The sequence below is a fragment of the Brevundimonas sp. P2_A6 genome, from assembly GCF_056404975.1.
Map to the genome: position 1 here is coordinate 818216 of NZ_JBFUCZ010000001.1, position 26742 is coordinate 844957.

The window sequence follows — 26742 nt, forward strand, 5'->3', positions numbered from 1 at the left end:
GATATGGCCCGTCCTGACCATGACCTGATCCTCGTCGGCGGCGGGCTGGCATCCAGTCTGATCGCCTGGCGGCTGGCCATCGACCGGCCCGAGCTCAGCGTCGCCGTGGTGGAGCGCGACGGTCGACTGGGCGGCAAGCACACCTGGTCCTTCTTCGACGGCGACATCTCGGCAGAGGACCGCGCCTGGCTGGCTCCGGCTACGCCCCATCGGTGGACCGGCGGCTACGAAATCTATTTCCCCGGCCTGAGCCGGTCGATGACGACCCCCTACAACAGCATGACGTCTGACAGGCTGCACGACGCCGTCTCGCCTCTGCTGGGCGACCGGCTGATCGCGGGCGAGGCGGTGGCTGTGTCGACGGATGGCGTGACGCTGGCCGACCAGACGGTGCTGAGCGCGCGGGGCGTGATCGATGCGCGCGGGCCGGCCCCGACGCCTCACCTCGATCTGGGCTGGCAGTTGTTTCTGGGGCAGACCGTGCGTCTGACCCAGCCGCATGGCCTGACGCGGCCCACGATCATGGACGCGACAGTGGGGCAAGGCGACGCCTATCGCTTCGTCTACCTACTGCCGTTCGATGAACGCACCGTGCTGGTCGAGGACACTTATTACGTCGATGGGGCGCGGCTGGACCGCGACGTCATCCGGGGCCGGATCGACGCCTATGTCAGGTCCCGCGGCTGGTCGGTCGAGGCGGTTCTGGACGAGGAGGAGGGCATCCTGCCCATCGCGCTGGACGGCGACATCGACGCCTTCTGGGCCGAGGAGCCGACGATCGCGCGGGCCGGCCTGGCGGCGGCGCTGTTTCATCCGACGACCGGCTATTCGCTGCTGGACGCGGTGGCGACGGCGCGGCTGATCGCTGGGGCGTCGGACCTGTCGTCGGCCGGATTGCGGTCGCTGATGGAGGGGCATTCCAAAAAGATCTGGGCGGACCGGGCCTTCTATCGCCTGCTGGACCGGATGCTGTTCCGCGCTGCCGAGCCGAAGGATCGCTGGAGTGTCATGCGCCGGTTCTATGGACTGTCCGAACCCCTGGTGCGGCGCTTCTACGCAGGACAGAGCACGGCGCTGGACAAGGCGCGCATCCTGACCGGAAAACCCCCCGTGCCCATCCATCGCGCGCTGCGACAGCTGCGCGAAACCGGCGTAGGAAGACCAGCATGAGAGACGTGACAGCAAAGCGCGCGGTGGTGATCGGGGCCGGGTTCGGCGGGATCGCCCTGGCCATCCGGCTACAGCGGGCGGGCATCCAGACGACCCTGCTTGAGATGCGCGACAAGCCGGGCGGGCGGGCCTACGTCTGGAAGGAGCAGGGCTTCACCTTCGACGCCGGCCCGACGGTCATCACCGATCCGGACTGTCTGAAGGAGCTGTTCGACGGCACGGGATCGCAGCTGAGCGACTACGTCGACCTGATGCCGGTCGACCCCTTCTACCGGCTGTGCTGGGAGGACGGGACGTCGTTCGATTACAACGACGATCAGGAAGCGATGGAGCGCCAGATCGCGGCGTTCAATCCCGACGACGTGGAGGGCTACAACAAATTCCACGCCTATTCGGAGGAGCTCTATCAGGAGGGCTATCTGAAGCTGGGGGCCGTGCCGTTCCAGTCGTTCGGATCGATGCTGCAGGCGGCGCCCGAACTGATCCGGCTTGAGGCGTGGAACAGCGTCCACACCATGGTCGCGCGCCATATCAAGGACCCGCACCTGCGTCAGGCCTTCAGCTTCCACACCCTGCTGGTCGGAGGCGATCCGTTCAAGACCAGCTCGGTCTATGGCCTGATCCACGCGCTGGAGCGGCGCGGCGGGGTCTGGTTCGCGCGGGGCGGGACCAGCGCCCTGATCAACGGGCTGGTGAAGTTCTTCCAGGACCTGGGCGGCGACTTCCGGCTGAACAGCCGGGTCGAGCGGATCGAAACCGAGGGCGATCGGGCCACAGGGGTGACCCTGGCGGGCGGCGAGGTCATCCCGGCCGACATGGTGGCGTCGAACGCCGACGTGGTCAGCACCTACGAAAAGCTGCTGGGCCGGACGCCGCGCGGCAAATCCAAGGCGAAATCGCTGAAGTCCAAGCGGTTCTCGATGTCGCTGTTCGTGCTGCATTTCGGCACGTCGCAGCCCCAGCCGCAGCTGGCGCACCACACCATCTGTTTCGGGGCGCGGTATCGGGAGCTGATTTCCGAAATCTTCTCCGGCCCGACGCTGCCGGACGACTTCTCCCTGTATCTGCACGCGCCGTGCGCCACCGATCCGTCGATGGCGCCGGAGGGCATGAGCAGCCACTACGTCCTGTCGCCCGTGCCGCATCTGGGGGCCGCCGACATCGACTGGGACGTGAAGGGTCCGGAGTACCGCGAGAAGATCATCGACTATCTGGAAGAGCGCTACATCCCGAACCTGCGGCGCGACCTGGTGACGACGCGCATCTGGACGCCCAAGGACTTCAAGACCGATCTGGACGCGCACCTGGGGTCGGCCTTCTCGCTGGAGCCGATCCTGACGCAGAGTGCCTGGTTCCGGCCGCACAACCGCGACGACGTGATCGCCAACGTTTACATCGTGGGTGCGGGAACCCACCCTGGCGCGGGCATTCCGGGCGTCGTCGGTTCCGCCAAGGCGACGGCGGGGCTGATGCTGGAACAGGGGCAGACCGTCCGGTGACCGCCGATGCCATCCTCGCGGCGTCCAAAGCCTCGATCACCAAGGGGTCCAAGAGCTTCCGCTCGGCCTCGCGGCTGTTCGACCCGGCGGTGCGCGAGGATGCGTGGTTGCTGTACGCCTGGTGCCGGGCTTGCGACGACGAGATCGACGGCCAGGACCACGGCTTTGGCCACGAGGAACTGACGGTCGAAGAGCAGCAACGGCGGCTGGCGCGTCTGTATGACATGACGCGGCGGGCGATGACGGGCGAACCGATGTCGGACCCGACCTTTGCGGCGTTTCAGCGGGTAGCGATCCGGCATCGCCTGCCGGAACGCTGGGCGATGGACATGATCGACGGCTTCGCCATGGACGTCGAGCACCGCGACTATGTCACCCTGGACGACGTCATGGCCTATTGCTGGCACGTTGCCGGGGTCGTCGGCGTCATGATGGCGCGCGTCATGGGGGTGAGCGATCCCGAGGTGCTGCGGCGGGCGCAGGACCTGGGCCTGGCGTTCCAGCTGACCAATATCTCGCGCGACGTAATCGAGGACGCGCAAGGAGGCCGGGTCTATCTGCCGGCCGACTGGCTGATCGAGGCCGGTCTGGCCCCGACGGCCGAGGCGGTGGCCGATCCCGCCAACCGGGCAACGGTGCACGCGGTGACGCAGCGTCTGCTGGCCGTGGCCGAGCCCTATTACGACAGCGCGAGGGACGGCTTGCGCGGCCTGCCGTTCCGGTCGTCGATGGCCATCGCGGCGGCGCGCGGGGTGTATCGCGAGATCGGGCGCAAGGTCCGGCGTGGCGGTCCGGACGTTTGGAAACAGCGCGTGTCGGTCGGCCGGGTAATGAAGCTGTGGCTGTTCGGGCGCGGGGCCCTGATCGCGGTCTGGACCCAGACGCTGGATCGCGGCAAGGCTCCGCCGCCTAGACAGGACCTGTGGACACGGGTCTGAGGGGCTGAGCCTTCAGGGTGGGCAGACGCCACCACGGTGTCGTCGGCGACATGTGATGCTCGTGGTGCAGGCCGAAGTGGAAGCAGGTCAGCAGCGACAAAATCCACGGCATCGGCAATGTTCTCGCATTGTGGCGATCGATGAAGTCCGGGCCATGGGCTTCGTGCCGATGCGGTAGCCAGGTGCCGAAGACGAACAGCTGCAGCGCGCTGATAATGGCGGGCAGGCCCCAGAACAGCATCATGTTCAGCGGGTGGGCTTTCAGCACGAACAGATAGAGGCCGACGACCGCGCTGACGATCAGCAGCTCGCGCAGCCCGAAATAGCGCGTGAAGAAGGCGACGAACCATGGACCGAAGGCCTCTGGGCGACCGGCGTGGAAGTCGGGGTCGTCGGCGCTGCCGGGCGCGCGGTGATGCTGGTGGTGGCAGACGTTGAGCGCCTTATAGGAGAAGGCCGCATAGGCCCCGACGCACAGCTGTCCGATGGCCGCGTTCAGGCGGGGACGGCCGGGCGCGAGCGAGCCATGCATGGAATCGTGGGCGACGATGAACATGCCTGCCCCCAGCCAGCTCTGGGCCAGGATCAGGACCGGGGCGAGGGCGATGGCGGGCCAGGTCAAGCTCTGGAAGAAGACACCCCAGACATGCAGCGCCAGCCAGCCGCCGACGATCAGCACGGCCAGGGTCAGGCCGATGACGGTCTGGCGGGTCCGGCTCATGGAGCGGTCTCGCCAAGGCGTTCGGACCGGCGCGCCTTCAGGATGGCGTTCAGCCGGTGCGGGTTGGGGGCCAGGACGAAACCGAAGGACACAGCCCCTTCTCGCGTCTGAACCGCATGATGCAGCTTGTGCGCCTGAACCAGACGGCGGGCGTAGCCATTTTTGGGCATCCAATGGAACGGCCAGCGCTGGTGCACCAGCCCGTCGTGCACGAAGGCATAGACGACGCCGTACAATGTGACCCCCAGAGCGATGGCTCGAATCCACCACAGGCCGGTCAGCCAGGCCAGGACGAACAGGCCGATGCCGGCGATCGCGCCGACGACGCCGTACAGGTCGTTGACCTCGAACACACCATCATGCGGTTCGTGGTGATCGCGGTGCCAAACCCAGCCGATCGGGCCGTGCATCACATAGCGGTGCGTCGTCCAGGCGACGCCTTCCATCAGGAAAAAGACGGCCACGGTCAGGGCGGTGAACCAGAAGGCGAACATGGTCACAGCTTACGCTCTGGACCGAACCGCTGCCAGCGTGACAGATCACCTCTGTCGCGCCTATCGATTGTCAGAGGCCGCTGGAGTGTCGTTTGACCGAGCCGAGCATCACAGACCGCAAGGATCAGCATCTGGACGTGGTTTTGGCGGGGCGAGGACGTCACGCCCGTGACGCCGGCTTCGACGCGGTGCGTTTCGTGCACGAGGCGTTGCCCGACCTGGATCATGCCAAGATCGATCTGGGGGCCGACTTTCTGGGGCGACGGCTACGGGCTCCGTTACTGATCAGTTCGATGACGGGCGGACCGGCGCGGGCGGAGGCCATCAACGCGCATCTTGCCGAGGCGGCGCAAGCGTTGGGGATCGCCCTGGCGGTGGGGTCGCAGCGGGCGGCGCTGGAGGAGGGCGGCGGTTCGGGACTGAACCAGTCGCTGCGGGACCGGGCTCCGGATACGCCTATCCTGGCCAACATCGGCGCGGCGCAACTGACGCGAGGCTTCGGCGTCGACGAGGCCCGGCGGATCATTGACATGATCGGGGCCGACGCCCTGATCGTGCACCTGAATCCGCTGCAGGAGGCTTGCCAACCAGAGGGCGACCGCGACTGGTGGGGTGTCGGCGCGGCGCTGGAGGCGCTCATTCGCCGGCTTGAGGTTCCGGTCGTGGTCAAGGAAACGGGTGCGGGGGTTTCGGCCCGGACGGCGCAGCGCCTGTTCGCCATGGGGGTCTCGGCGATCGATATCGCGGGGGCGGGCGGGGCGAACTGGGGCTTGATCGAAGGAGAGCGGGCCACCGATCCCGCGGACAAGGCCCACGCCCTGGCCTTCGCTGACTGGGGCATCCCGACTGCCGACGCCGTCCGGTCTGTGCGAGAGGCGTGCCCGGACGGCTTCATCATCGGCTCCGGCGGCATTCGCGACGGGGTCGATGCGGCCAAGGCCATTCGCCTGGGGGCCGACCTGGTCGGACAGGCGGCAGGTGTCCTGCAAGCCGCGACCGTGTCGACCGAAGCGGTGATCGAACACTTTCAGACGGTCGTACGCCAGCTGCGGACCGCCTGCTTCTGCACGGGCTCCGCGCACCTGCAAGCCTTGCGCCGAGCCGAGCTGGTCCAAGACTGATCGCGCATCCGTCGCTGCAACCGGGAGATTCAGTGACTGGTGTTACCCGTTTAACGAGATATAACGATCCTTAACGCAATCCCGGATTGTAGAAAAGGCCGCGCGCCCTGAACGTTCAACCCTTCGCCCAGCGGTGGTCCCCGCATCTTATAAGTGAGCGGCTCACTATCAGACCTTCATCATTCAGCTGTGCGGCCTGATCGGCGTGCCCGCTCCGGACGAGGAGCGCACCGGCGATCTCGACTACTGTTTCGAGCGATGTTTCCGGTTTGAACATGACGACGGCACACACAGTCTTGGCTTCATCGACTGCTACCGTCGCGGCAGTTTTGTCCTTGAGGCAAAACAGTCCGCCAAGCGGGCAGGAGCGGGTCACCTGGCCCGGCCACCGTGGCCGGCCCGCGCCGAGCGCCTGATGCGCAGCGCCAAGCGCGAGGCCGAGCAATACGCAAGGGCGCTGGACGAGTGGCCACCTTTCCTGGTGGTGGTGGATGTCGGCCGCGCGATCGAGCTGTGGGCGGATTTCGATCGCCAGGGCAAGGTCTATACGCCGTTTCCCGATCGCGCTCGACAGCGGATCACGCTGGACCAGCTCGACGATCCCAAGGTCCGCGCCATGCTCGCGGCGGTCTGGCTGGACCCCATGAGCCTGGATCCGTCCAGTGGGGTTGCCGAAGTCACGACCGACATCGCCGAGAGGCTGGCCTGGCTGGTCCGTTCGATTGGCAGCCGCGTCCCATGTGGCCCCCAGGGCGACCCGCCGGACGCACGACAGCGCAGCGCTCACGCCTCCAAGACCGCTCTTTTCGTCACGCAGTGCATCTTTGCGATGTTCGCAGACAGCGTCGGGCTGATCGAGGACAGGGCTTTCCTGAAGTGCCTGCTGAAGGACTACAGGGGCCAGGCCCACAACTTCCATACGGCGGCAAGCGAGTTCTTCAGGCATATGGACAGTGGAGGCCACTGCGCGGCGGTCAGGCAAGATCTGCTTCGTTTCAACGGCGGCCTGTTCCGCGAGGTCTGTCCGGTTCAGATCAACGAGGCAGAACTGGAGGCGCTGACGGCTGCGGCCGAGCGCGATTGGGCGCTGGTGGAACCGGCTATCTTCGGGACCCTTCTGGAACAGGCCCTGGACCCACGGCAGCGCACGGAACTGGGAGCCCACTACACCCCGCGTGCCTATGTCGAGCGGCTGGTCGGGCCGACCGTCATGGAGCCGTTGCGCACCGAATGGGAGGCGGTCGAGGGAACTGCGCTCGGCCTGCATCAAAAAGGGCAGGGCGAAGAGGCTCGGGCGATCGTCCGGAGGTTTCACCGCGAGCTCTGCAGCCAACGCGTCCTGGATCCTGCCTGCGGCACAGGCAATTTCCTCTACGTCGCCATGCGATTGATGAAGGAGTTAGAAGGCGAGGTGCTCGGTGCCCTGCAGGAGTTGGGTGACGGGCAGGGACTGCTCGAAATGGCAAGCCATTCGGTGTCGCCGGAGCAGTTCCTTGGCATTGAAAAGAACCGCTATGCCGCCTGGATCGCCCAGATGGTGCTGTGGATCGGCCATCTGCAATGGCATTTTCGGACGTTTGGCGATGCCAAGCCGGCCGAACCGATTTTGCGGGACTCGGGTTCGATCGAATGCCGGGACGCGCTCATCGATTGCGATCGCCTGGAGCGTGTTTCCGGTGCGGTTCAATCACGGGGTGGCGAGGAGACGGGACCAGGACCTGGCCCGCATCGCCTTTTCGCTGAAGACAACAGCTGCGATGATATCCGGCTGGTAAACCCGCGACCGGCGACCTGGCCCGAAGCCGAGTTCATCGTCGGCAATCCGCCCTTCATGGGAGCCAAGGACCTTCGCAGAGAGCTGGGCGACGGCTACGTCGGCGGGCTCTGGGCCATACGCCAGGGCCGGTTCAGATCCGCCGACCTGGTCACGGTATGGTGGGACAGGGCCGCCTGCATACTAAAGGAGCGGGGCACGGTGCTGAAGCGCTTCGGCTTCATCACCACAAACTCCATCACCCAGACCTTTTCCAGACGCGTCGTCGAAAGCCATCTGCACGCCAGCGATCCTGTACGCCTTGTGTATGCTATCGCGGATCATCCCTGGATAAAGGGCGGCGGCGATCATGCCGCCGTTCGGATCGCCATGACCGTGGTGGAGAAGGGCGGCCCGAACGGCGAAGGGCGGCTGGGCCAGGTTGTCAACGAACGCGGCGGCGCGGCCGTCTATGTGAAGAGCCGCTGCTTCGACCCCTTTCCATTCCCGGACCTGGATGATCCAGCACATGCTGAGCTCACTGTCCTTGCGGAGGAACTGGAGGCGACGCGCGACCAGGCCATGGCTCGGGTCAGCGGGCTGACCATGACCGGTATTTACAATCTGCTGGAACGGAAGGCGGCGGGACATCCGCTCTCGGCAGACCAGCAACGGGTTTTCGCAAGCGGATGCATCGGCGTGATCGGGCATCTCCACGCCCGGATCGATGCTTTTGTCCAGGCCGCGTACGGGTGGGCTGGCCAGATGACCGACCAGACGCTTTACCAGGCGCTGCTGTCCTTGCAACGGACCCGTGCCCGGGAAGAAGACATCGGTGTTGTCCGCCACCTGCGTCCCGATTTTCAACGGCGATACCAGGCGCCCAGGGCCCCGATCCAGACCGAGGCGGCGCTGGGTCGAGCGGTTCCGCGTCCCCAGTTCCCGCAGACACCTGAAGCCATGGCCGCGGTCTTGTTGCGAACATTGAGAAGCGCCGGACGCCCAGTCGAGCCGTCCGTGCTGATGAACGGCTTCAACGTTCGACGGCGGCGAGCGGCGGAAGCGCGCATCGAGGAAACGCTGTCGATCCTGGCGGTCGCAGGATCGGTTCAACGAACCGACGCGGGTTGGTTCGCGCCGCGCATCGGCCGCTGACTGGCCCTTGATCGCGTCCGTGGTATGCGGGACGCGGAGGTGGATATGAGCGCACGCGACGCGGACGTCGTCATCATGGGGGCCGGTCACAACGGACTGGTGTGTGCCTTCTACCTGGCTCGCGCCGGGTTGAAGGTCACGGTTCTGGAGCGTCGGAGCGTCGTGGGCGGAGCGGCGGTAACGGAGGGGTTTCACCCCGGTTTTCGAAACTCGACCGCCAGCTACACCGTCAGCCTGCTGAACCCCCGGGTCATCGCCGACATGGGACTGGCGCGTCACGGGCTGCGCGTGGTCGAGCGGCGGATGTCGAACTTCCTGCCACTGGAAGACGGACGATATCTGGCGGCGGGGCAGGACCGCACTCAGGGGGAGGTCGCGAAATTCTCCGCCAGGGATGCCGAACGGCTGCCGAAGTATGAAGCGCGGCTGGAAGGCGTCGCCGAGGTGCTGCGCGCGCTTGTTCTGGAAACGCCGCCGAATCTGCGGGAAGGGGGCTGGCTGGAAACGCTGCCCGAGATGCTGAAGGCGGGCAGGGTGGCGCGTCGGCTGGGCGGACTGGACCTGACGGCCAGGCGAGACGTGCTGGACCTTTTCACCAAGTCGGCCGGCGACTGGCTGGACGGATGGTTCGAGAGCGATCCGATCAAGGCCCTGTTCGGGTTCGACAGCGTCGTGGGCAACTACGCCAGTCCCTATACGCCCGGGTCGGCCTACGTGCTGCTGCATCACGTGTTCGGCGAGGTGAACGGGGTCAAGGGGGCATGGGGCCACGCAATCGGGGGCATGGGAGCGATCACCCAGGCCATGGCGGCGGCCTGCGCCGAACTGGGTGTCGAGATTCGTCTGGATGCTCCGGTAGCGACTGTGCTGACCGAGCGGGGCAGAGCCGTTGGCGCGGTGACCGAGGCCGGCGACATCGTGCGGGCGCGGAGGGTTGTTTCGAACATCCATCCACGTCTGTTGTTCGACCGGTTGGTCGATCCGGCGATCGTGCCAATGGATTTTCGAGAGCGGATCGCGGGTTATCGGTCCGGTTCCGGTACCTTCCGGATGAATGTCGCCCTGTCCGAGCTGCCGCGATTTTCGGCTCATCCCGAGCCGGGCGATCACCATACGGCCGGCATCATCGTCGCCCCCAGCCTGGGCTATATGGACCGGGCCCATGCGCAGGCCAGGCTGACAGGCTGGTCGGCACAGCCGATCATCGAGATGCTGATCCCGTCGACACTGGATGACAGCCTTGCGCCCGCGGGGGCGCATGTCGCCAGCCTGTTCTGCCAGCATGTGGCTCCGCAGCTCCCGGAGGGGCACTCATGGGACGATCACCGCGAGACCGTGGCCGACCTGATGATCGACACGATCGACCAATGGGCTCCGGGGTTCAGGGCATCGGTCCTGGGGCGAATGGCATTGACGCCGCTGGACCTTGAGCGACGTTTTGGTCTGGTGGGCGGAGACATCTTTCACGGGCGCCTGACGCTGGATCAGTTGTTCAGCGCGCGGCCGGTGCTGGGTCATGCGGATCACCGAATGCCGGTGCCCGGTCTCTACCTCTGCGGCTCAGGCGCGCATCCCGGGGGCGGGGTGACCGGGGCACCGGGACACAACGCGGCGCGGGAGATACTCAGGGATTTCAGACGGCGGCGAAACGCAGCGCCTTGAACAAGGCATCGCGCACAGCGTCTTCGGTAAACGGTTTCTGGATGGTCGGATGGCCACGCCAGTCCTCCGGCAGGCCGCCCTCGCCATAGCCGGTCGAAAACACGAAGGGCACGCCCTTGGCCTTGAGGGCCGCGGCCACCGGAAAAACTTCCCGGCCGGCGACGTTCACGTCCAGCAAGGCTCCATCCAGAAGGCAGTCGTCGTTGAGGATTTCGAGCGCGGTGTCGATGTCACCGATCGGGCCGACCGGAGCGAACCCCATGTCTTCCAGCATCGTCTCCAGCAGCATGGCGACCAGCGCCTCGTCCTCGACCACCAAAATGCGGCGACCGTGCACGGCATCAGACATCAACATACCCCGATCAGCGGACGAACGCTTCCGCAACAATTCCAGCCCGTGTTTAGCGTGATATGGTTGCGGTTGCCAAATCGTCCACGCGAAATGGGTTTGACGATAGGGTTGCGCGCCGGCCGCCATGATTGTCCGCCTGCCCAACCTTGCTAGGATCGGTGAATGTTCGTTGAAAGCCTGATGGCGGCCCTGATGGTGAGCGGTTCGGCAACCGAGTCCGGCGCGCAGGTCGCTTTGGCCCAAGGGCGAGCCCAGGGGCGTCTCGACGCCGGTATCGCCTCGTTCGAGAACCTGCCCTATGCGATCCCGCCCGTGGGGCCGTTGCGTTGGCGACCGCCTGTAAGCCCCCTGTCCTGGTCGGGCGTCAGGGACGCCACCCGACCCGGTGCGATCTGCATCCAGCCGCCCGCGAACGGGGACCCGGGCGTCGGGCCATTGCCGATGAGCGAGGACTGCCTGACGCTGAACGTCTGGACCCCGGAAAGGTCGGCCGGGCCGCTGCCGGTCATGGTCTGGATCCATGGCGGCGGCTACAACAACGGATCCGGCACGGCGGCCTTGTACAACGGCTCGAACCTGGCGCGTCGTGGCGTCGTCGTGGTGACGATCAACTACCGGCTGGGGCGGCTGGGCTTTTTCGACCACCCCGCGCTGGCTGTGGACCGTCTGCCCGACGAGCCTGCAGGAAACTATGGCGTCATGGACCAGATCGCCGCCCTGGAGTGGGTGCGCGACAACATCGGCCAGTTCGGGGGCGACGCCGGCAATGTGACGATCTTTGGCGAATCGGCCGGCGGGGTCGCCGTGACCCAGCTGATGGTCGCGCCCTCCGCCCGTGGCCTGTTCCACAAGGCGATCGTCCAGTCCGGACTGGGCCGGCAGAGGTCGGCCCTGCTGGACCAGGACAGGCCCGGACATCCCTCGGCGCAAAGCCTGGGCGTCGCTTTCGCCCGATCGGTTCAGCTTGCCGGTGCGACCGCAGACGATCTGCGTGCCCTGCCCGCCGAACGTCTGCTGTCGCCCATGCCGGCCTTCTACACCGACAATCTGATCGTCGATGGAAAGGTGGTGCCCGAGGATGTCGTGGACGCGTTCGCGGGCGCTCGGCAGGCCCCCGTGCCACTGATTCTCGGCACGAACAGCGCGGAGTTCTGGTGGATTCGGCCGTCCGATGCCGGAGCCTATGGTCGGACGGACGACGTCATGACCGACGCCGAATACGACGCGCTGGTGGAGGCCTATGGCGGGCAGGGGGGGTATGACACCTCGGTCGTCAGCGACCTGATCTTCCACGAACCGGCCCGCCATCTGGCCCGACTGCATGCCGGCGCGGGAAATCCCACCTGGATGTACCGGTTCGACGTCGTGCCCGATTCCAACCCCGAGCCCAGTGGTGGCGCGACCCACGCGTCCGAGCGGCCCTATGTCTTCGACACGCTGGAGACCGTGGGACGGCCGCTGGGTGAGCGCGACGCCCGAGCGGCGACGGCGATGGCCGACTACTGGACGGGATTCGCCGCTCGGTCGGACCCGAACGGACCGGGTAGGATCGAATGGCCCGAAGCGATCGACGATCTGTTGCTGGAATTCACCAATGACGGGCCGGTCGCGAAGACTGTGCCCCACGGCGACCGCCTCGACCTGATCCTGCAGTTCTATCGAAGAATTCGCCCGTAGGACCTTTCGGGTCCCGGTCATTCGTGAAGGTTATCAACCGCCTGTGACGTCGGTCCCGCTGAGGGTAGCGGCCGCCGATGCGTCCCGGCGGCGCACGCTCTAAATGGCGGCAAACCTGCAACGACCCGACAAATCTTTGGTGTGGCGAAACTGCGGCACTTGCGGGGCCAGACCCGGGTGTGCCATGTAACCGTTTACAGGACGAGATCGACGGACCTTCGATAAACGTTGGCCGGGACGATCGGGGATGTTTCAGGAAACGTGGTGTCAGGGCCGTACCGCCTTTTTTTCAGTCAACGCACGGCACGGGTCGGCCCTCGATGAAGGCCGCCACGATCCGTGATGTCGCAGAGCGCGCCCAGGTGTCCGTGGCGTCGGTCTCGCGCGTTCTGACGGGCGCTGGCGCGGTCACGGACGGCACGCGCGCCAGGGTGATGGAGGCGGTCGAGGCGCTTTCGTATGTGCCGCATTCCGGTGCCCGCAGCCTGTCGACCAGCCGTACCGACACGGTCGGCGTGATCCTGCCTGACCTGTTCGGCGAGTTCTTTTCCGAGTTGATTCGCGGCATGGACGTGGCCGCTCGCGCTCACGGCCTGCATCTCATCGTTTCCAGCTCGCATGACGATGCAGCCGATGCGGCCGCCGCGATCCGTTCCATGCGCGGTCGGGTCGATGGCTTGATCGTGCTGTCGCCGCACCTGGATTCGGCCAATCTGACCCGCAATCTGGAGAGCCGTCTGCCGGTGTTGCTGATGAATGGCGGCGAGGTCGAATCCGGGCGGCCTTCGATCGCGGTGGACAACGTGGGCGGTGCGATCGCGGCCGTCGAGCATCTGGTATCTCTGGGTCACCGACGCATCGGCCATATCGGAGGGCCGGTCGGCAACCAGGAGGCGAGAGAGCGTCAGGCAGGCTATGTCCAGGCCGTGACCGCTGCCGGGCTCGAAGCCATGGTGCTGAACGGCGATTTCACCCAGGCGTCGGGCCATGTCGCAATGACCTCGATGCTGCGTGACGGATCGCGCCCGGACGCTCTGTTCGCGGCCAACGACATGATGGCGGTCGGTGCGTTGCTGGCGTTGCGTGAAGCGGGTCTGCGCTGTCCGCAGGACGTGGCCATCATCGGTTTCGACGATGTTCCGATCTCGGCCTTGGTGCAGCCGGCCCTGACGACCCTGCATATCGACATCGCCGAGACCGGACGCCGCGCCATGGAGCGCCTGGTTCGTCTGATCGCGGCCGCCAGTCTCCCCGACGCCGAGCCCGACACGGCCCGTGAAACGATCCGCCCGCGCCTGGTCATCCGCCAGTCCTGCGGAAGTGCCCAGTCCTCGACCCTGCTTTCAACCCTCGACGGCGGCGCACCCGCGCCGACCCGCCTCGTCTCTAACGGAGAGTGAGAATGTTCAGCACGACCCTTCGCAACCGCGCCCTGTGCGCCGCCTCGGCCCTGGCCATGGCGACCTTGCTGTCCGCGGGCAGCGCATCGGCCCAGGCCACGACCTCCACCGTGCGCGGGGTCGTTTCAGACGGCGCGACGCCGGAATCGGGCGGCACGGTCGTCGCCCGTGAAGTGTCCACCGGCTTCACCTATCGCGGTCGCGTGAATGCCGACGGCAGCTATGTGATCGTCGGTATTCGCCCGGGTTCCTATGAGATCACGGCGACGACCAGCGACGGTCAGACGGCGTCCGACGTCGTGACCCTGGGCGTCGCCCAGACGGGGAACCTGGACCTGGACGTCGCGGGGCAGATGGCGGCCGGAGCAGACGAAGGCACGGCGGTCGGCGACATCGTGGTGACCGGCCGCCGCCTGGCCGAGGTCCGCACGCCGGAGAACGCGACCAACATCACGACCCAGCAGATCCAGACCCTGCCGCAGATCAACCGCAACTTCTTGAGCTTCGCGGCCCTGGCACCCGGCGTCCGCTTGTCCCAGAACGAGCAGGAAGTGACGATTTCGGCCGGTGGACAGCGCGCTGAGGCGATCAACGCCTTCATCGACGGGGCCAGCCTGAAGTCCAACGTCATCTCCGGCGGTATCGCCGGTCAGGACGACAGCCGCGGCAACCCCTTCCCGCAGGCCGCCATCGGCGAGTTCCGCATCATCACGCAGAACTTCAAGGCCGAATACGAGCAGTCGTCTTCGGCCATCATCACGGCCGTGACGCGCTCCGGGACGAACGAGTTCCACGGGGAAATCTTCGGCCAGTATCGCGACCAGAACTTCATTTCGCGTGACGTCTTCACGCGTCGGCGCCAGCAGCAGCTGCCCGATCTGGAAGTCCAGCAGTACGGAGCCGCCCTGGGTGGGCCGATCATCCAGGACCGCCTGCACTTTTTCGGCAGCTATGAGCACAAGCAGGAAAATCGCGCGGCCACGGTCAACCTCGGTCGGCAGACCCCGGCCTATCAGACCCAGTTCGCGCAATACCTCGGCACCTTCGCGACGCCATTCGAGGAGGACCTCTACTTCGGCAAGCTGAGCTTCCAGCCGGCCGAGGGCCACCTGATCGACCTGAGCGTCACCTATCGTGACGAGGCCGATACCACGAGCGTCGGCGGTGCCAACTCGTTCGAGCGGGCTTCGGGTCTGCAACAGACCACACAGAGCGCCAACCTGCGCTACCAGTGGCAGGGCAACGGCTTCATCAACGAAGCCGCGGTCGATTACCGCAACTACGAGTACAACCCGACCGCCACGAACTTCAACACGGCGGGTTCCAGCTATCGGGTCTTCGACGCCGCCTACGATCCCTTCGGCGGCACCGCCGTGATCAACATCGGCGGCTCCGGCAGCCGCCAGCAGATCACTGACGAAACCCTGACGTTCCGGGATGACCTTACGTTCACGGACATCGACTTCAATGGCTCGCACACGATCAAGCTGGGGGTGAAATTCTCGGCCCAGAACTATGTCGTGGACAAGGAGTTCGGTCGGAACCCCGAGTTCTTCTACGACCTGAACCCCAACAACGCGACGAACGCCAGCGGCAATCCGGCCGTCCCCTACCGGGTGCAACTGGGCAACCGCTTCCCGACCGTCGACCTGGATAACAACGTCTTCGGCATCTACGCCCAGGACGACTGGCAGATCACGGACAAGCTGGAACTGAACCTCGGCATCCGCTGGGATTATGAGGACAACGCCAACAACGTCGACTACGTGACGCCCGCCGACGTTCGGACCGGCCTGAACCAGTGGATCGCGTCCACCGACGGCGGCAAGGCGGCCGGGTATGTGCCGAGCTGGTTCAACGCCAACGACTATTTCTCGACCGGCAGCAACCGTGAGGGCTTCAAGGACGCCTATCAGCCCCGGATCGGCTTCTCTTACGACGTCTTCGGCGATCGCGAGACGGTGATCTTCGGCGGCGCGGGTCGCTACTACGACCGGGTCAACTTCAACTTCGCCTTTGATGAGGTGGCCAAGGGGGGTGACTTCACCCGCAACGCCTTCTTCTCGACCACCGGCCGTCCGGCGGGCGTGGCGTCGGGGTCGTCCAGCGACCCGATCCTGTGGCAGGCCAGCTACTTCACGGCCGCGGGTCTCGATCCAGTCCTGAACGCCATCCCGGCCAAGGGCGAGGCCTTCCTGCTGAAAAACGACTTCGAGCCGCCTCGTACCGATCAGTTCAACCTGGGCCTGCGTCAACGTTTCGGAGACTGGCAGACCGAGTTCACCCTGGCCTATGGCAAGAGCGAAAACGAGTTCACCTGGCAGTATCTGAACCGCTGCCGTGAACCCAACGCACCGAATGACGGCGATGGTTTCGGCGATAACGGCGGGTTCTGCTCGCCCCAGGGCACCAACCCCTATCGGACCTATCTGGTCAGCGATCACAGCAAGGAGCGTGAGTTCAAGGCCGTCTACATCAAGCTGGACAAGAACTACACGGCCGAGTCGGGCTGGGGTCTGAACATCGCCTACACCTATCAGGACGCGACCCAGAACGGGGGTGACGACAACTTCTGCTTCGACTGCTTCAGCGTCGCCACCTCGCCGATGCGGAACTCTCCGCAGAACGAGCATCACCGGATCGTCGCCAACGGCATCGTCGACCTGCCGTACGATCTGCAGCTGTCCGGTATCCTGACGCTGGGCTCGGGCACGCCGTTCAACGTGTTCGACGGCACGGGCTCGCGGTTCTACTACCGTCCGTCCGGCGCCTATCCGGACAAGGAAAACTTCCTGATCCCGAACGCCTTCGCCTATCGCAACCTGGACCTGCGTCTGACCAAGACCATCCAGGTCTACGAAGCGGGCGAGGTCCAGCTGTACGTCGATGCGATCAACGTCTTCAACTTCGACAACTACTCGGGCTTCAACGGCGACAAGGGCACGCCCAACTTCGGCAATCCCTCCAGCGTGCTGTTCCCGACCCGGACCATTCAGCTGGGCGCTCGCTTCAGCTTCTAGGGTCTTCTCCTGAGACTGGCCGCTCCCCGCGTTTGGGGGGCGGCCATTTTTTCATCGTCTGACTGATCCAGGGTGCCGTTTCCGCGTATGAGGATATCCATGGATCGACGCACATTTCTAATGGGATCGACCGTCGCCGGGCTGGTTGCCGGAGCTGCGTCGCCGAGCTTCTCGCAAAGCGGCCGACGATCGGCAGGCGCCGGGCGGATCAACCGGCTGGATCCCGAGGTCGAGGAGCTTCAGCGGCGGACGTTCGACTGGTTCGTCCATGTCACGGACCGTTCGACCGGCCTGACGCCGGATCGCTGGCCGGCCGAATCCTTCTGCTCCATCGCCGCTGTCGGGTTCGCCCTGACCTGCTGGCCGATCGGTGTCGAGCGCGGATGGATGACGCGCGCGGAGGCGCGCGAGCGGACCGTGATCACCCTTCGCTTCTTCGCCGCCCTGCCGCAGGGACCCGAGCCCACGGGCGTCGGAGGCTACAAGGGCTTCTTCTATCACTTCCTGGACATGCAGACGGGCCATCGCTTCGACAAGACAGAGCTGTCGACCGTGGATACGACACTGTTGCTGGGCGGCGTTCTGGTCGCCAGCCGCTTCTTCGACGGGCACCATGCCGAGGAAGTCGAGATCCGCCAGTTGGCCAAGATGCTGTATGAGCGGGTCGAGTGGGACTGGGCGGTCGTTCGGCCCGACCGCATCTCCATGGGTTGGCACCCGGAGACCGGGTACATCCCCTCCGACTGGTTCGTTTACAACGAAGGGACGCTCGTGCTGCTGATGGCGATCGGCAGCCCGACCCACCCGGTGCCGTCCAGTGTCTGGGACGAATGGGCCACGGCCTATGATCAGAGCTTCACGCCCGGTGCGACCGAGCCCTATCTGCGGTTCGCGCCCCTGTTCGGGCATCAGTACAGCCACATGTACGTCGATTTCCGTGGCATCCAGGACGCCTGGATGCGCGGGCAGTCGGCCCTCATCGAGACCCATATCGACTATTTCGAAAACAGCCGCCGCGCGGTGCAGGCCCAGCGCCAGTATGCGATCGAAAACCCCGGCGGCTGGGACGGCTATTCAGCCGAGGTCTGGGGTCTGACGGCCTGCGACGGGCCGGGCGACTTCAAGCAGGTGATCGACGCGCGCGAACGGGAGTTCTTCAGCTATTCCGCGCGCGGTCCGGGCGACCGGGACGACGGCACGATCGCGCCGACGGCGGCCATGGCCAGCTACCCCTTCGCGCCCGTCGAGGTGACCGCCTGCCTGAAGGCGATGAAGGCCCGGTACGGCGAGGGTATCTATACGCAGTGGGGTTTCCTGGATTCGTTCAACCCGACCCTGACCGAGCGGGAAGGGCGGCTGCAGCACGGCCGGATCATTCCCGATATCGGCTGGGTGGACGGCGACTATCTGGGCATCGACCAAGGGCCAATCGTGGCCATGATCGAGAACGGCCGATCCGGACTGATCTGGCGACTGATGCGGGATGAGCCCAACCTGTTGCGTGGCTTGCAGAAGGCCGGGTTCACTGGCGGATGGCTGGACGCATGATCGACCGCCGCGCCGCGCTAGGCTTGCTGGGCGGGGCGGGGGCAGCCCTGTCGGGATGTGGCCGGTCGGACGGCGTGACGCGGCTGAGCTTCTGGGCCATGGGCGCGGAGGGCACCAGCGTCCAGACGATGATGCCGGCGTTCGAGGCGGCCAATCCGGGCATCAAGGTCGAGGTTCAGCCTCTGCCCTGGACCTCCGCCCACCAGAAGCTGCTGACGGCCTATGCCGGAAACTCCATGCCGGACCTCAGCCAGATCGGAAACACCTGGGTGGCCGAACTTTCCGCCATCGGGGCTCTGTCGTCGACGCCGGCGTTCGCCGCCGACCTGTCGCAGGACCAGTTTCCGGCTGTGCTGGAGACCAACGCCATCAACGGGCGCAGCGTCGCCACGCCATGGTATGTCGATACGCGTCTGATCTTCTATCGCACCGACCTGTTGGCGCGGGCGGGCCATGACGCCATGCCGACGACGTGGGAGGCGTGGAAGGCGTCCATGCATGCGGTGAAGCGCGTGGCGGGCGACGGAAACTACGCGATCCTGTTGCCTGTCAATGAGTTCGAGCAGCTTCTGACCTTCGGTCTTCAGGGCGATCAATCGTTGCTTCGCGACGACGATACGCGCGGCAATTTCAGCAGCCCGTCGTTCCAGTCGGCGCTGGGTTTCTACAAGAGCCTGTTCGACGAAGGTCTGGCCCCGCTGGCGTCATCGACGCAGATTTCCAATGTCTGGACCGAGTTCGGTCGCGGGTATTTCAGCTTCTATTTCTCCGGTCCTTGGACCATCGGCGACATGAAGACCCGTCTGCCGCCCGAGATCCAGCCGCACTGGACCACCGCCGGGGTGCCGGGACCGACCGGGCCGGGAGCCTCGGCACCGGGCGGTTCGTCGCTGGCCGTGTTCAAGTCGTCGCCGAACCAGGAGGCGGCGTGGAAGCTGGTGCGCTTCCTGTCCGATCCGAAGACCCAGGCCGAGTTCAACGTCATCACCGGAGACCTGCCCGCCCGTCCGTCAGCCTGGGCCGCACCGAAGGTGGCAGGCGACCCCTATGTCACCGCCTTCAAGGGTCAGTTGGCCCGCGCCAAGGCCGTGCCCAAGGTGCCGGAGTGGGAACGGATCGTCACCGAGATGCAGATCGTCGCCGAGCGGATGGTGCGCGGCGAGTTCACGGTCGCCGCCGCCGCGGCCGAGATCGACCGCAGGGCCGACCGTTTGCTGGAGAAGCGCCGCTGGATGATCGAACAGGGGCGAGCCGCATGATCGCCGCCAGAGAGCGCGCCGCCTGGGGCTTTGTCGCTCCCTCACTGATCGCCATCGCGGTCTTTTTCGTGGTGCCGGTCGTGTCGGCGATGTTCCTCAGCCTGACCGACTTCGACATCTATGCCCTGGCCGATCTCAAGAACCTTCGGTTCGTGGGCCTCCAGAAATACGAGCGGCTGCTGACCAACCCGCTGTTCTGGGGGGCGATGAAGAACACGGTCGTATTCAGTGTTCTGGGGGTGCCGCTGTCGATCGCGATGTCGCTGGGGGCGGCGGTGATCCTGAACGCGCGGACGGTGAAGTGGCGGCCGTTCTGGCGAGTGGTGTTCTTCGCGCCGTTCGTGACCACGCTGGTCGCGACGGCGGTCCTTTGGAACTATCTGCTGCACACCAAATACGGAGTCATCAACTGGGCGATCACCTCGCTCGGCCTGCCCGCCGTGGATTGGCTGGGCGATCCCCGGACGTCTATTCCAGCTATCCTGCTGTTCGTGGTGTGGAAAATCTTCGGCTACAACATGCTGATCTTCCTGGCCGTGCTTCAGACCGTGCCGGACGATCTGTACGAGGCGGCGCGCATCGACGGGGCGGGGCCGTGGGCGCGGTTCCGGCACGTCACTCTGCCGGCCATCGCGCCGACCCTGTTGCTGGTGTCGATCATCTCGGTCGCCGGATTCTTCCAGCTGTTCGCCGAGCCCTATGTGATGACGCAAGGCGGCCCGGCCCAGTCGACCGTGACGGTCCTGTATTTCATGTACGAAGAGGGCTTCAAATGGTGGAACCTGGGGTCCGCCAGCGCCGTCGCCTTCATCCTGTTCCTGTGCATCTTCGCGGTCACGATGATCCAGCTGGCCGTGTCGCGTCGGCTGGGCGGAGAGCACACGTGAAGGTGCGCGACGTTGTCCTGAACGTGGGTGTCGCCGTGATCGGCCTGCTGGTCCTGTTCCCGCTGCTGTGGATGCTGTCGGTCAGCTTCATGGCGACGGGAGAAGCCGCCAACTTTCCGCCACCGCTGATCCCCAGCCACTGGACGCTGGAGCATTACCGCGACCTGTTCGTGAACCAGGGGATGGGCCGCTACATGGTCAACAGCCTGGCGCTGGCGACAATGGCGACCGGGCTGGCGCTGCTGTTCACCGTTCCGGCGGGCTATGCCTTTGCCAAGCTGAGGTTCGCGGGGCGCGACCGGCTGTTTCAGTGGCTGATCGGGGCGCTGGTCATCCCGGCGCAGATCGGCACATTGCCGCTGTTCCTGATGCTGAAGTCGATGGGGCTGGTGAACACCTATGCGGGGGCGCTGGTGCCGTGGCTAGCGTCGATCTTCGGGCTGTTCCTGATCCGCCAGTATGCCCTGTCGATCCCGGACGAGATGCTGGAAGCCGCGCGGATCGACGGCGCGTCGGAGGGCCAGATCTTCCGCCGCATCGTCCTGCCGACCCTGACGCCGATCCTGGTGACGCTGGGGCTGTTCGTGTTTCTGGGCAGCTGGAACGACTTCCTGTGGCCGCTGATCATCCTGACGGACCAATCGAACTATACGCTGCCGGTCGCGCTGGCGGCTCTGTCGCGCGAGCATGTGCAGGATGTCGAGCTGATGATGGCGGGGGCCGTGATCACCGTCGCGCCGGTGCTGATCCTGTTCCTGGCGCTGCAGCGGTTCTACATCCGGGGGATGCTGGCCGGGAGCGTGAAGGGTTGAGTATGCGTGTGTTGTTCGGGCTGATCGCCGCTCTGCTGTTCGCGGTGCCCGCCCATGCCCAGTCGTCGCGCACACTGGATACATTCGAGGACCTGGGGGCGTGGAGCGCGGACGCTTCCACCGACGTGACCTCGACCCTGTCGTCCGTGCCCGGACATCGGGGTGACGCGCTGCGGCTGGACTACGATTTCAACGGCCGGTCCGGCTATGCCTTCGCGTCGCGCGACCTGTCGTTCGAGGTGCCTGAGAACTACGAGATCAGCTTCTGGGTGCGCGGCGAGGGGCCGACGAACACCTTTGAGGTCAAGTTCACCGACGCCTCGGCCCAGAACGTCCACTGGCGTCAGACGACCCGTTACGACTTCCCGGACGGCTGGACCCTGTTCACGATCAAGAAGCGGCAGGTGGCCTGGGCCTGGGGACCGAAGGCGGACCGGACGTTCCGGGGCGCGGAGCGGGTCGAGTTCGTCGTCACGGCCGGCGAGGGCGGTAAGGGCTTCATCGAGATCGATGACCTGACGCTGCGAACCCTGCCGCCGGAGCCATCGGTGCCGCCGCGCCCGATCGCCGAGGCCAGCAGCGAAGATGGAAACTCGACGGCGTCGCTGAGTGTGGATGACGACCCGTCGACGACTTGGGTGACGCAAGGCGGTGGCGAGCAGAGCCTGACGCTGGACCTGGGATACGAGCGCGAGTTCGGCGGGCTGACGTTGAGATGGGCGGACGGCAAGGCCGCCTCGGCCTATCGCGTCCTGGCCTCATCCGACCGGCGGCAGTGGCGCGAGATCGTGAAGGTCGAGGACGGCGACGGCGGCACCGACTGGCTGATGACGACGGAGGCGAGTGCGCGGTGGCTGCGGCTCGATCTGATGACACCGCTGGCCCCGCGCGATGGATCGGGCCAGATGGGGGCAGGGTCTGGCACAGCGACCACGGTTCAATCCGTATACGGACTATCGGACGTCCAGGTCGAGCCGCTGGCGTTCGGGAAGGACGCGACGGCCTTCCTGACCGCCGTCGCAGGGCAGTCGCGGCGAGGTCTGTATCCGCGCGGATTCGTCGGCGAGCAGCCCTACTGGACACTGGTCGGGGTCGATGGCGGGGGCGAGAGCGGGCTGATTTCCGAGGATGGCGCGATCGAGCTGAAGCGGGGAGGGCCGTCGATCGAACCCTTCGTTCTGGACAATGGGCGACTGGTCAGCTGGGCGGATGCGCGGATCACCCAGGGACTGGTCGAGGACGATCTGCCGATCCCGACGGTGACCTGGAGCCACGACGACTGGACGCTGAAGATCACCGCGATGGCCGAGGGATCGCCCGACGCTGCGGGGCTGTATGGCCGATACGACCTGACCAACACTTCAAGCCGCACGCGCACCCTGACTCTGGCGCTGGCGGCGCGGCCGATGCAGGTGAACGGGCCGATCCAGTTCCTCGCCGTGCCGGGCGGGGCCAGTCCCTTGCAGCAGATCCAGTGGACGGGGTCGGAGATGGTCTTGAACGATGCACTGCGCGTCCGGCCGCTGGTCGCGCCGGACGATGTGCGGCTGTCGACCTTTCAGGCCGGGGCCGATCCGCAGAGCCTGATCGCGAACGATGCCACTGACGACGTTTCGCGCCGGGTCGAGTCCGACGCCATGGGCCTGATGGCCGGGGCGATGACCTACACGGTGACCCTGGCGCCCGGCGAGACGCGGACCGTCGGCTGGGTCGCCCCGCTCGCGGGCCAGCGTCCGGCGCTGCCGGCGACCGGTTCGGTCGAGGCGGCGATGGACACGATTCAAGCGCGCGTCGCGGCGGGCTGGCGCGCGGACCTGGACCGGTTCGACCTGATCGTGCCGCCCCAGGGCCAGCGGATCGAGGACACGATGAAGACCTCGCTGGCGCATATGCTGATGTCGCGTCAGGGCCCGGCGCTTCAGCCCGGCACCCGCAGCTACAACCGCTCCTGGATCCGCGACGGGGCCATGATGGCCGAGGGTCTGAACCGGCTGGGTCACGCGGACCTGAGCCAGGACTATCTGCGCTGGTACGCCCCCTATGTGTTCGACAACGGGAAGGTGCCGTGCTGCGTCGACAGTCGCGGGGCCGATCCGGTGCCCGAGAACGACAGCCATGGCGAGTTCATCTTCCTGGCCGCCGAGACCTATCGCTACACCGGCGACGCGACGCAGCTGAGGTCGGTCTGGCCACAGGTGCAGGCGGCGGTTCGCTACATGGACAGCCTCCGTGCCGAGACGCGGGTCGAGGCGAACCGGACGCCGGAGACGCGGCATCTGTATGGCCTGTTGCCGCCGTCGATCAGTCACGAGGGCTATTCGGACCGGGCGGCCTATTCCTATTGGGACGATTTCTGGGGACTGCTGGGGTATCGCGACGCGGCCTTCATCGCCACGACGCTGGGCGAGACGGAGGCGGCGGCGCGGATCGAGGCGGCGCGGGCCGAGTTCGCGGCCGACGTCACGGCCTCCATCACCGGCACGGCCATCCATCACCGGATCGACTGGATCGCGGGCGCGGCGGATCGGGGTGACTTCGACGCGACCTCGACCACCATCGGCCTGTCGCCGGGCGGGCTGCAGGCCGAGCTGCCGCAGGGGCTGCTGATCCGCACCTTCGAGAAATACTGGGAGAACTTCATCGCCCGGGCCGCGAACCGGACGGACTGGAAGGACTACACGCCCTACGAACTGCGCACCGTGGGGGCCATGGTCCGGCTGGGTCAGCGCGAGCGGGCGATGACGGCGCTGGATTTCTTCCTGGCCGACCGCCGGCCTCAGGCCTGGAACGGATGGGCCGAGGTGGTGGGGCGCGACCTGCGGGAACCGCGCTTCATCGGCGACATGCCTCATGCCTGGATCAGCTCGGACTACATCCGCTCGGCGCTGGACATGTTCGTCTATGAGCGCGATGCCGACCACGTCCTGGTGCTGGCGGCGGGGCTGCCGATGAGCTGGATCGACAGCGCGACGGGCGTGGGGGTGCGCGAGGTGCGCACACCCTATGGCCCGCTGACCTATGGGCTGAAGCGGACGGGGGCGACGACGGCCCTGACGTTGGACGGCCGGACCCAGCCGCCGGGCGGCTTCGTCCTGCCCTGGCCAGAGGGAGAGGCCCTGCCGACGCGGGTGCGGATCGACGGACGCGGGGCCGAATGGACCGGTCGTGACCTGGCCATCCCGGCGGGCGCGCGACGGGTCGAGCTGCGCTGAGGCTTTGCGGGCGGGCGGGGGCGGGGTAGATCGGGCTCATGACCCAGACCCCCCTTCGCCGCCTGATCGACCTGCCCGGTGTCGCCGACCTCGAGGCCAAGGCCCTGATGAAGCCCGGCCACGCCGACCCCTCGCGCCGCGACGAGTTTCCTGAGGTGGACGAGGTTCTGACCGCCGTGTTCGGCCTGACCGCCGAGGCGGCCGAGGACGCCGCCCGCCCCGAAGACTGGGACGGAATCGAACGCCTGTCTCCGCTGGCCCAGGTGGACGTCTTCGCCTCCGAAGGGTGGGACGTTACCGATGCGAAGAAGAAGCCGCTGCGGATGCTGGTGGTGTTCGCAGAGCCTCTGGCGTTGGCGATGCGCGGGGTGGCCGGGACGTTGCCCGACGCGCCGTTCGTGCCGGAGCCGAAGGAAGAGCGCGACGCCTGGGGAGCCGGGCTGGCGGCGGAGGCGGTGCGGTTTCGGAAGCGGTGACTACGGGTTCGGTTGGGACGCAGCCGACGGGGTGCCGAATAGTAGCTCCGTTGCCGAACCAGCCAATCGCCTAGCTCTGGCAGCGCGTTCCGGATCTGGATTTGGCTCTAGTTCCGTAACCCAAGTGACGCCGGGGGGCGGAGCGAGCTCCCGACAGATTCTCAAAACCATACGACGGTGGAGCGTATCGCTGCTGCGGTCGTACCACGTGATTTCGCCGTCTGTATCATGATCAGCGCGGGTGGCACCGATGACGCGGGTGTCCCAGTGGGCTGGTTCTGTTGGCGGAGGTGGTGATCCCATCGCAATTATGACTGGGGCACGCGCTTCTTGCCAACCTGCGATAACCGCTACTGGCTCAACCGTGCCATCGACCTCGATTGTGCCGCAGCCTATGCGACCTCCGCCACGAGCAGACTCGGAAAAATCGAGGGAGATGAGCCGCCCCTCCGGTCGCTCGGCCGCCACCAACGCACGCAAATCGCTGTCGGTGGGTCGGGGCAAGCGGTCATCAACGGATACCGCCAACAAAGCTAATCCGACAATCAGCATGATGAACTCCAAACCTGGTTCACCCCACCTTCACCCGCGTCGCCGCCTCGGGGAGATCCTCCCCGAACGCGCGCTGGTAGAACTCCGCGATGGTCGGCCGTTCCAGCTCGTCGCACTTGTTGAGGAAGGTCAGGCGGAAGGCCAGGCCGACGTCGCCGCCGAAGATGGTGGCGTTCTGGGCCCAGGTGATGACGGTGCGGGGGGACATGACGGTGGAGATGTCGCCGTTCATGAAGGCATTTCGGGTCATGTCGGCGACGCGGACCATGGCGGCGATGGCACGGCGGCCGTCGGCGGTGGCCCATTCGGGGGCCTTGGCGGCGACGATCTCGGCCTCCACGTCGTGGTCGAGGTAGTTCAGGGTGGTGACGATGTTCCAGCGGTCCATCTGACCCTGATTGATCTGCTGGGTGCCGTGATACAGGCCACTGGTGTCGCCCAGGCCGATGGTGTTGGTCGTCGCGAACAGGCGGAACCACTTGTTGGGTCGGATGACGCGGTTCTGGTCCAGCAGGGTCAGTCTCCCTTGCGCCTCCAGCACGCGCTGGATCACGAACATCACGTCGGGGCGGCCGGCGTCGTATTCGTCGAACACCAGGGCGATCGGGCGCTGGATGGCCCAGGGCAGCATGCCCTCGCGGAATTCGGTGATCTGCTTGCCGTCCTTCAGGACGATGGCGTCCTTGCCGACCAGGTCGATGCGGCTGACGTGGCTGTCCAGGTTCACGCGGACCAGGGGCCAATTCAGCTTGGCCGCGACCTGTTCGATGTGGGTCGACTTGCCGGTGCCGTGATAGCCCTGGACCATCACGCGGCGGTCGTGGGCGAAACCGGCGCAGATCGCCAGCGTCGTCTGGGGGTCGAAGCGGTAGGCGGGATCGACCTCCGGCACATGGCTGTCCACGGTGTCGAACATCGGCACGGTCATGTCGGCGTCGATGCCGAACGCCTCGCGCACGCTGACCTGACGGTGCGGCTCGAAGGTCAGCAAGGGATCGGGGGTCGCGCCAAGCGGGGAGTCGGAAAGGGCCATG

The 26742-nt window shown here is 66.0% G+C and carries 19 protein-coding genes; 15 read left to right on the top strand and 4 right to left on the bottom strand.

Going from position 1 to position 26742, the window contains the following annotated elements; all coding sequences use genetic code 11:
• The first annotated feature begins 3 nt into the window (after positions 1 to 3).
• From crtY to AC1DW4_RS04190, 3 genes are read left to right on the top strand one after another with little or no spacing between them, the layout of a single operon-like run.
• On the top strand, positions 4 to 1170 hold the full coding sequence (gene crtY / locus AC1DW4_RS04180; RefSeq protein WP_477015968.1) for a lycopene beta-cyclase CrtY: 1167 nt from the start codon (positions 4 to 6) through the stop codon (positions 1168 to 1170).
• Entirely contained in the window at positions 1167 to 2669 is a 1503-nt protein-coding gene (locus AC1DW4_RS04185; RefSeq protein ID WP_477015969.1) for a phytoene desaturase, read from the top strand. Before crtY ends, AC1DW4_RS04185 begins: the two co-directional genes overlap by 4 nt.
• Entirely contained in the window at positions 2666 to 3607 is a 942-nt protein-coding gene (locus tag AC1DW4_RS04190) for a phytoene/squalene synthase family protein (protein ID WP_477015970.1), read from the top strand. Before AC1DW4_RS04185 ends, AC1DW4_RS04190 begins: the two co-directional genes overlap by 4 nt.
• Here AC1DW4_RS04190 and AC1DW4_RS04195 read toward each other — a convergent pair.
• Together AC1DW4_RS04195 and AC1DW4_RS04200 are read right to left on the bottom strand one after the other, a co-directional pair.
• Positions 3579 to 4328 carry a fatty acid desaturase gene (locus AC1DW4_RS04195; protein ID WP_477015971.1) on the bottom strand — a complete coding sequence of 250 codons (750 nt, stop codon included), beginning with the start codon at positions 4326 to 4328 and terminating at the stop codon, positions 3579 to 3581. The two genes, AC1DW4_RS04190 and AC1DW4_RS04195, sit on opposite strands and share 29 nt — an antisense overlap.
• Positions 4325 to 4822 (bottom strand): sterol desaturase family protein, encoded by a 498-nt coding sequence (locus AC1DW4_RS04200; protein WP_477016216.1) that lies wholly within the window; start codon positions 4820 to 4822, stop codon positions 4325 to 4327. Before AC1DW4_RS04200 ends, AC1DW4_RS04195 begins: the two co-directional genes overlap by 4 nt.
• A 92-nt stretch (positions 4823 to 4914) precedes the next feature.
• Here AC1DW4_RS04200 and fni point away from each other — a divergent pair, with 92 nt between their 5' ends.
• The 3 genes from fni (at position 4915) to AC1DW4_RS04215 (ending at position 10513) form a co-directional block, all read left to right on the top strand.
• Positions 4915 to 5943, top strand: a complete 1029-nt coding sequence (gene fni, locus AC1DW4_RS04205) for a type 2 isopentenyl-diphosphate Delta-isomerase (RefSeq protein ID WP_477015972.1) — start codon at positions 4915 to 4917, stop codon at positions 5941 to 5943.
• 205 nt (positions 5944 to 6148) lie between these two features.
• Positions 6149 to 8851, top strand: a complete 2703-nt coding sequence (locus tag AC1DW4_RS04210; protein WP_477015973.1) for a DNA methyltransferase — start codon at positions 6149 to 6151, stop codon at positions 8849 to 8851.
• Between the two features lie 45 nt (positions 8852 to 8896).
• Positions 8897 to 10513, top strand: a complete 1617-nt coding sequence (locus AC1DW4_RS04215) for a phytoene desaturase family protein (protein WP_477015974.1) — start codon at positions 8897 to 8899, stop codon at positions 10511 to 10513.
• Here AC1DW4_RS04215 and AC1DW4_RS04220 read toward each other — a convergent pair.
• Positions 10485 to 10862, bottom strand: coding sequence for a response regulator (locus tag AC1DW4_RS04220; RefSeq protein ID WP_477016217.1), 378 nt, complete (start codon positions 10860 to 10862; stop codon positions 10485 to 10487). The two genes, AC1DW4_RS04215 and AC1DW4_RS04220, sit on opposite strands and share 29 nt — an antisense overlap.
• A 165-nt stretch (positions 10863 to 11027) precedes the next feature.
• Between AC1DW4_RS04220 and AC1DW4_RS04225 the strand changes: the two genes are divergently transcribed.
• From AC1DW4_RS04225 to AC1DW4_RS04265, 9 genes are all read left to right on the top strand, one after another.
• Positions 11028 to 12542, top strand: coding sequence for a carboxylesterase/lipase family protein (locus tag AC1DW4_RS04225; protein WP_477015975.1), 1515 nt, complete (start codon positions 11028 to 11030; stop codon positions 12540 to 12542).
• A gap of 320 nt (positions 12543 to 12862) precedes the next feature.
• Entirely contained in the window at positions 12863 to 13942 is a 1080-nt protein-coding gene (locus AC1DW4_RS04230) for a LacI family DNA-binding transcriptional regulator (protein WP_477015976.1), read from the top strand.
• Positions 13943 to 13944: 2 nt separating this feature from the next.
• Positions 13945 to 16962, top strand: a complete 3018-nt coding sequence (locus AC1DW4_RS04235; protein WP_477015977.1) for a TonB-dependent receptor — start codon at positions 13945 to 13947, stop codon at positions 16960 to 16962.
• Between the two features lie 99 nt (positions 16963 to 17061).
• Positions 17062 to 18510 carry a glucoamylase family protein gene (locus AC1DW4_RS04240; protein ID WP_477015978.1) on the top strand — a complete coding sequence of 483 codons (1449 nt, stop codon included), beginning with the start codon at positions 17062 to 17064 and terminating at the stop codon, positions 18508 to 18510.
• Positions 18507 to 19769, top strand: coding sequence for a sugar ABC transporter substrate-binding protein (locus AC1DW4_RS04245; protein ID WP_477015979.1), 1263 nt, complete (start codon positions 18507 to 18509; stop codon positions 19767 to 19769). The genes AC1DW4_RS04240 and AC1DW4_RS04245 overlap by 4 nt, the downstream gene beginning before the upstream one ends.
• The gene (locus AC1DW4_RS04250) at positions 19766 to 20656 is read left to right on the top strand and encodes a carbohydrate ABC transporter permease (RefSeq protein ID WP_477015980.1); all 891 of its coding nucleotides are present in this window, start codon (positions 19766 to 19768) and stop codon (positions 20654 to 20656) included. Before AC1DW4_RS04245 ends, AC1DW4_RS04250 begins: the two co-directional genes overlap by 4 nt.
• A complete protein-coding gene (locus AC1DW4_RS04255; RefSeq protein WP_477015981.1) occupies positions 20653 to 21468 on the top strand; it encodes a carbohydrate ABC transporter permease in 816 nt (271 codons plus the stop codon). The genes AC1DW4_RS04250 and AC1DW4_RS04255 overlap by 4 nt, the downstream gene beginning before the upstream one ends.
• Before the next feature lie 2 nt (positions 21469 to 21470).
• Positions 21471 to 24680 carry a discoidin domain-containing protein gene (locus tag AC1DW4_RS04260; RefSeq protein WP_477015982.1) on the top strand — a complete coding sequence of 1070 codons (3210 nt, stop codon included), beginning with the start codon at positions 21471 to 21473 and terminating at the stop codon, positions 24678 to 24680.
• A 38-nt stretch (positions 24681 to 24718) separates the two neighbouring features.
• On the top strand, positions 24719 to 25156 hold the full coding sequence (locus AC1DW4_RS04265; RefSeq protein ID WP_477015983.1) for a hypothetical protein: 438 nt from the start codon (positions 24719 to 24721) through the stop codon (positions 25154 to 25156).
• A 571-nt stretch (positions 25157 to 25727) separates the two neighbouring features.
• On the opposite strand, the gene cobS is transcribed toward AC1DW4_RS04265, so the two are convergent.
• Entirely contained in the window at positions 25728 to 26741 is a 1014-nt protein-coding gene (gene cobS / locus AC1DW4_RS04270) for a cobaltochelatase subunit CobS (protein WP_477015984.1), read from the bottom strand.
• Position 26742: the final 1 nt, after the last annotated feature.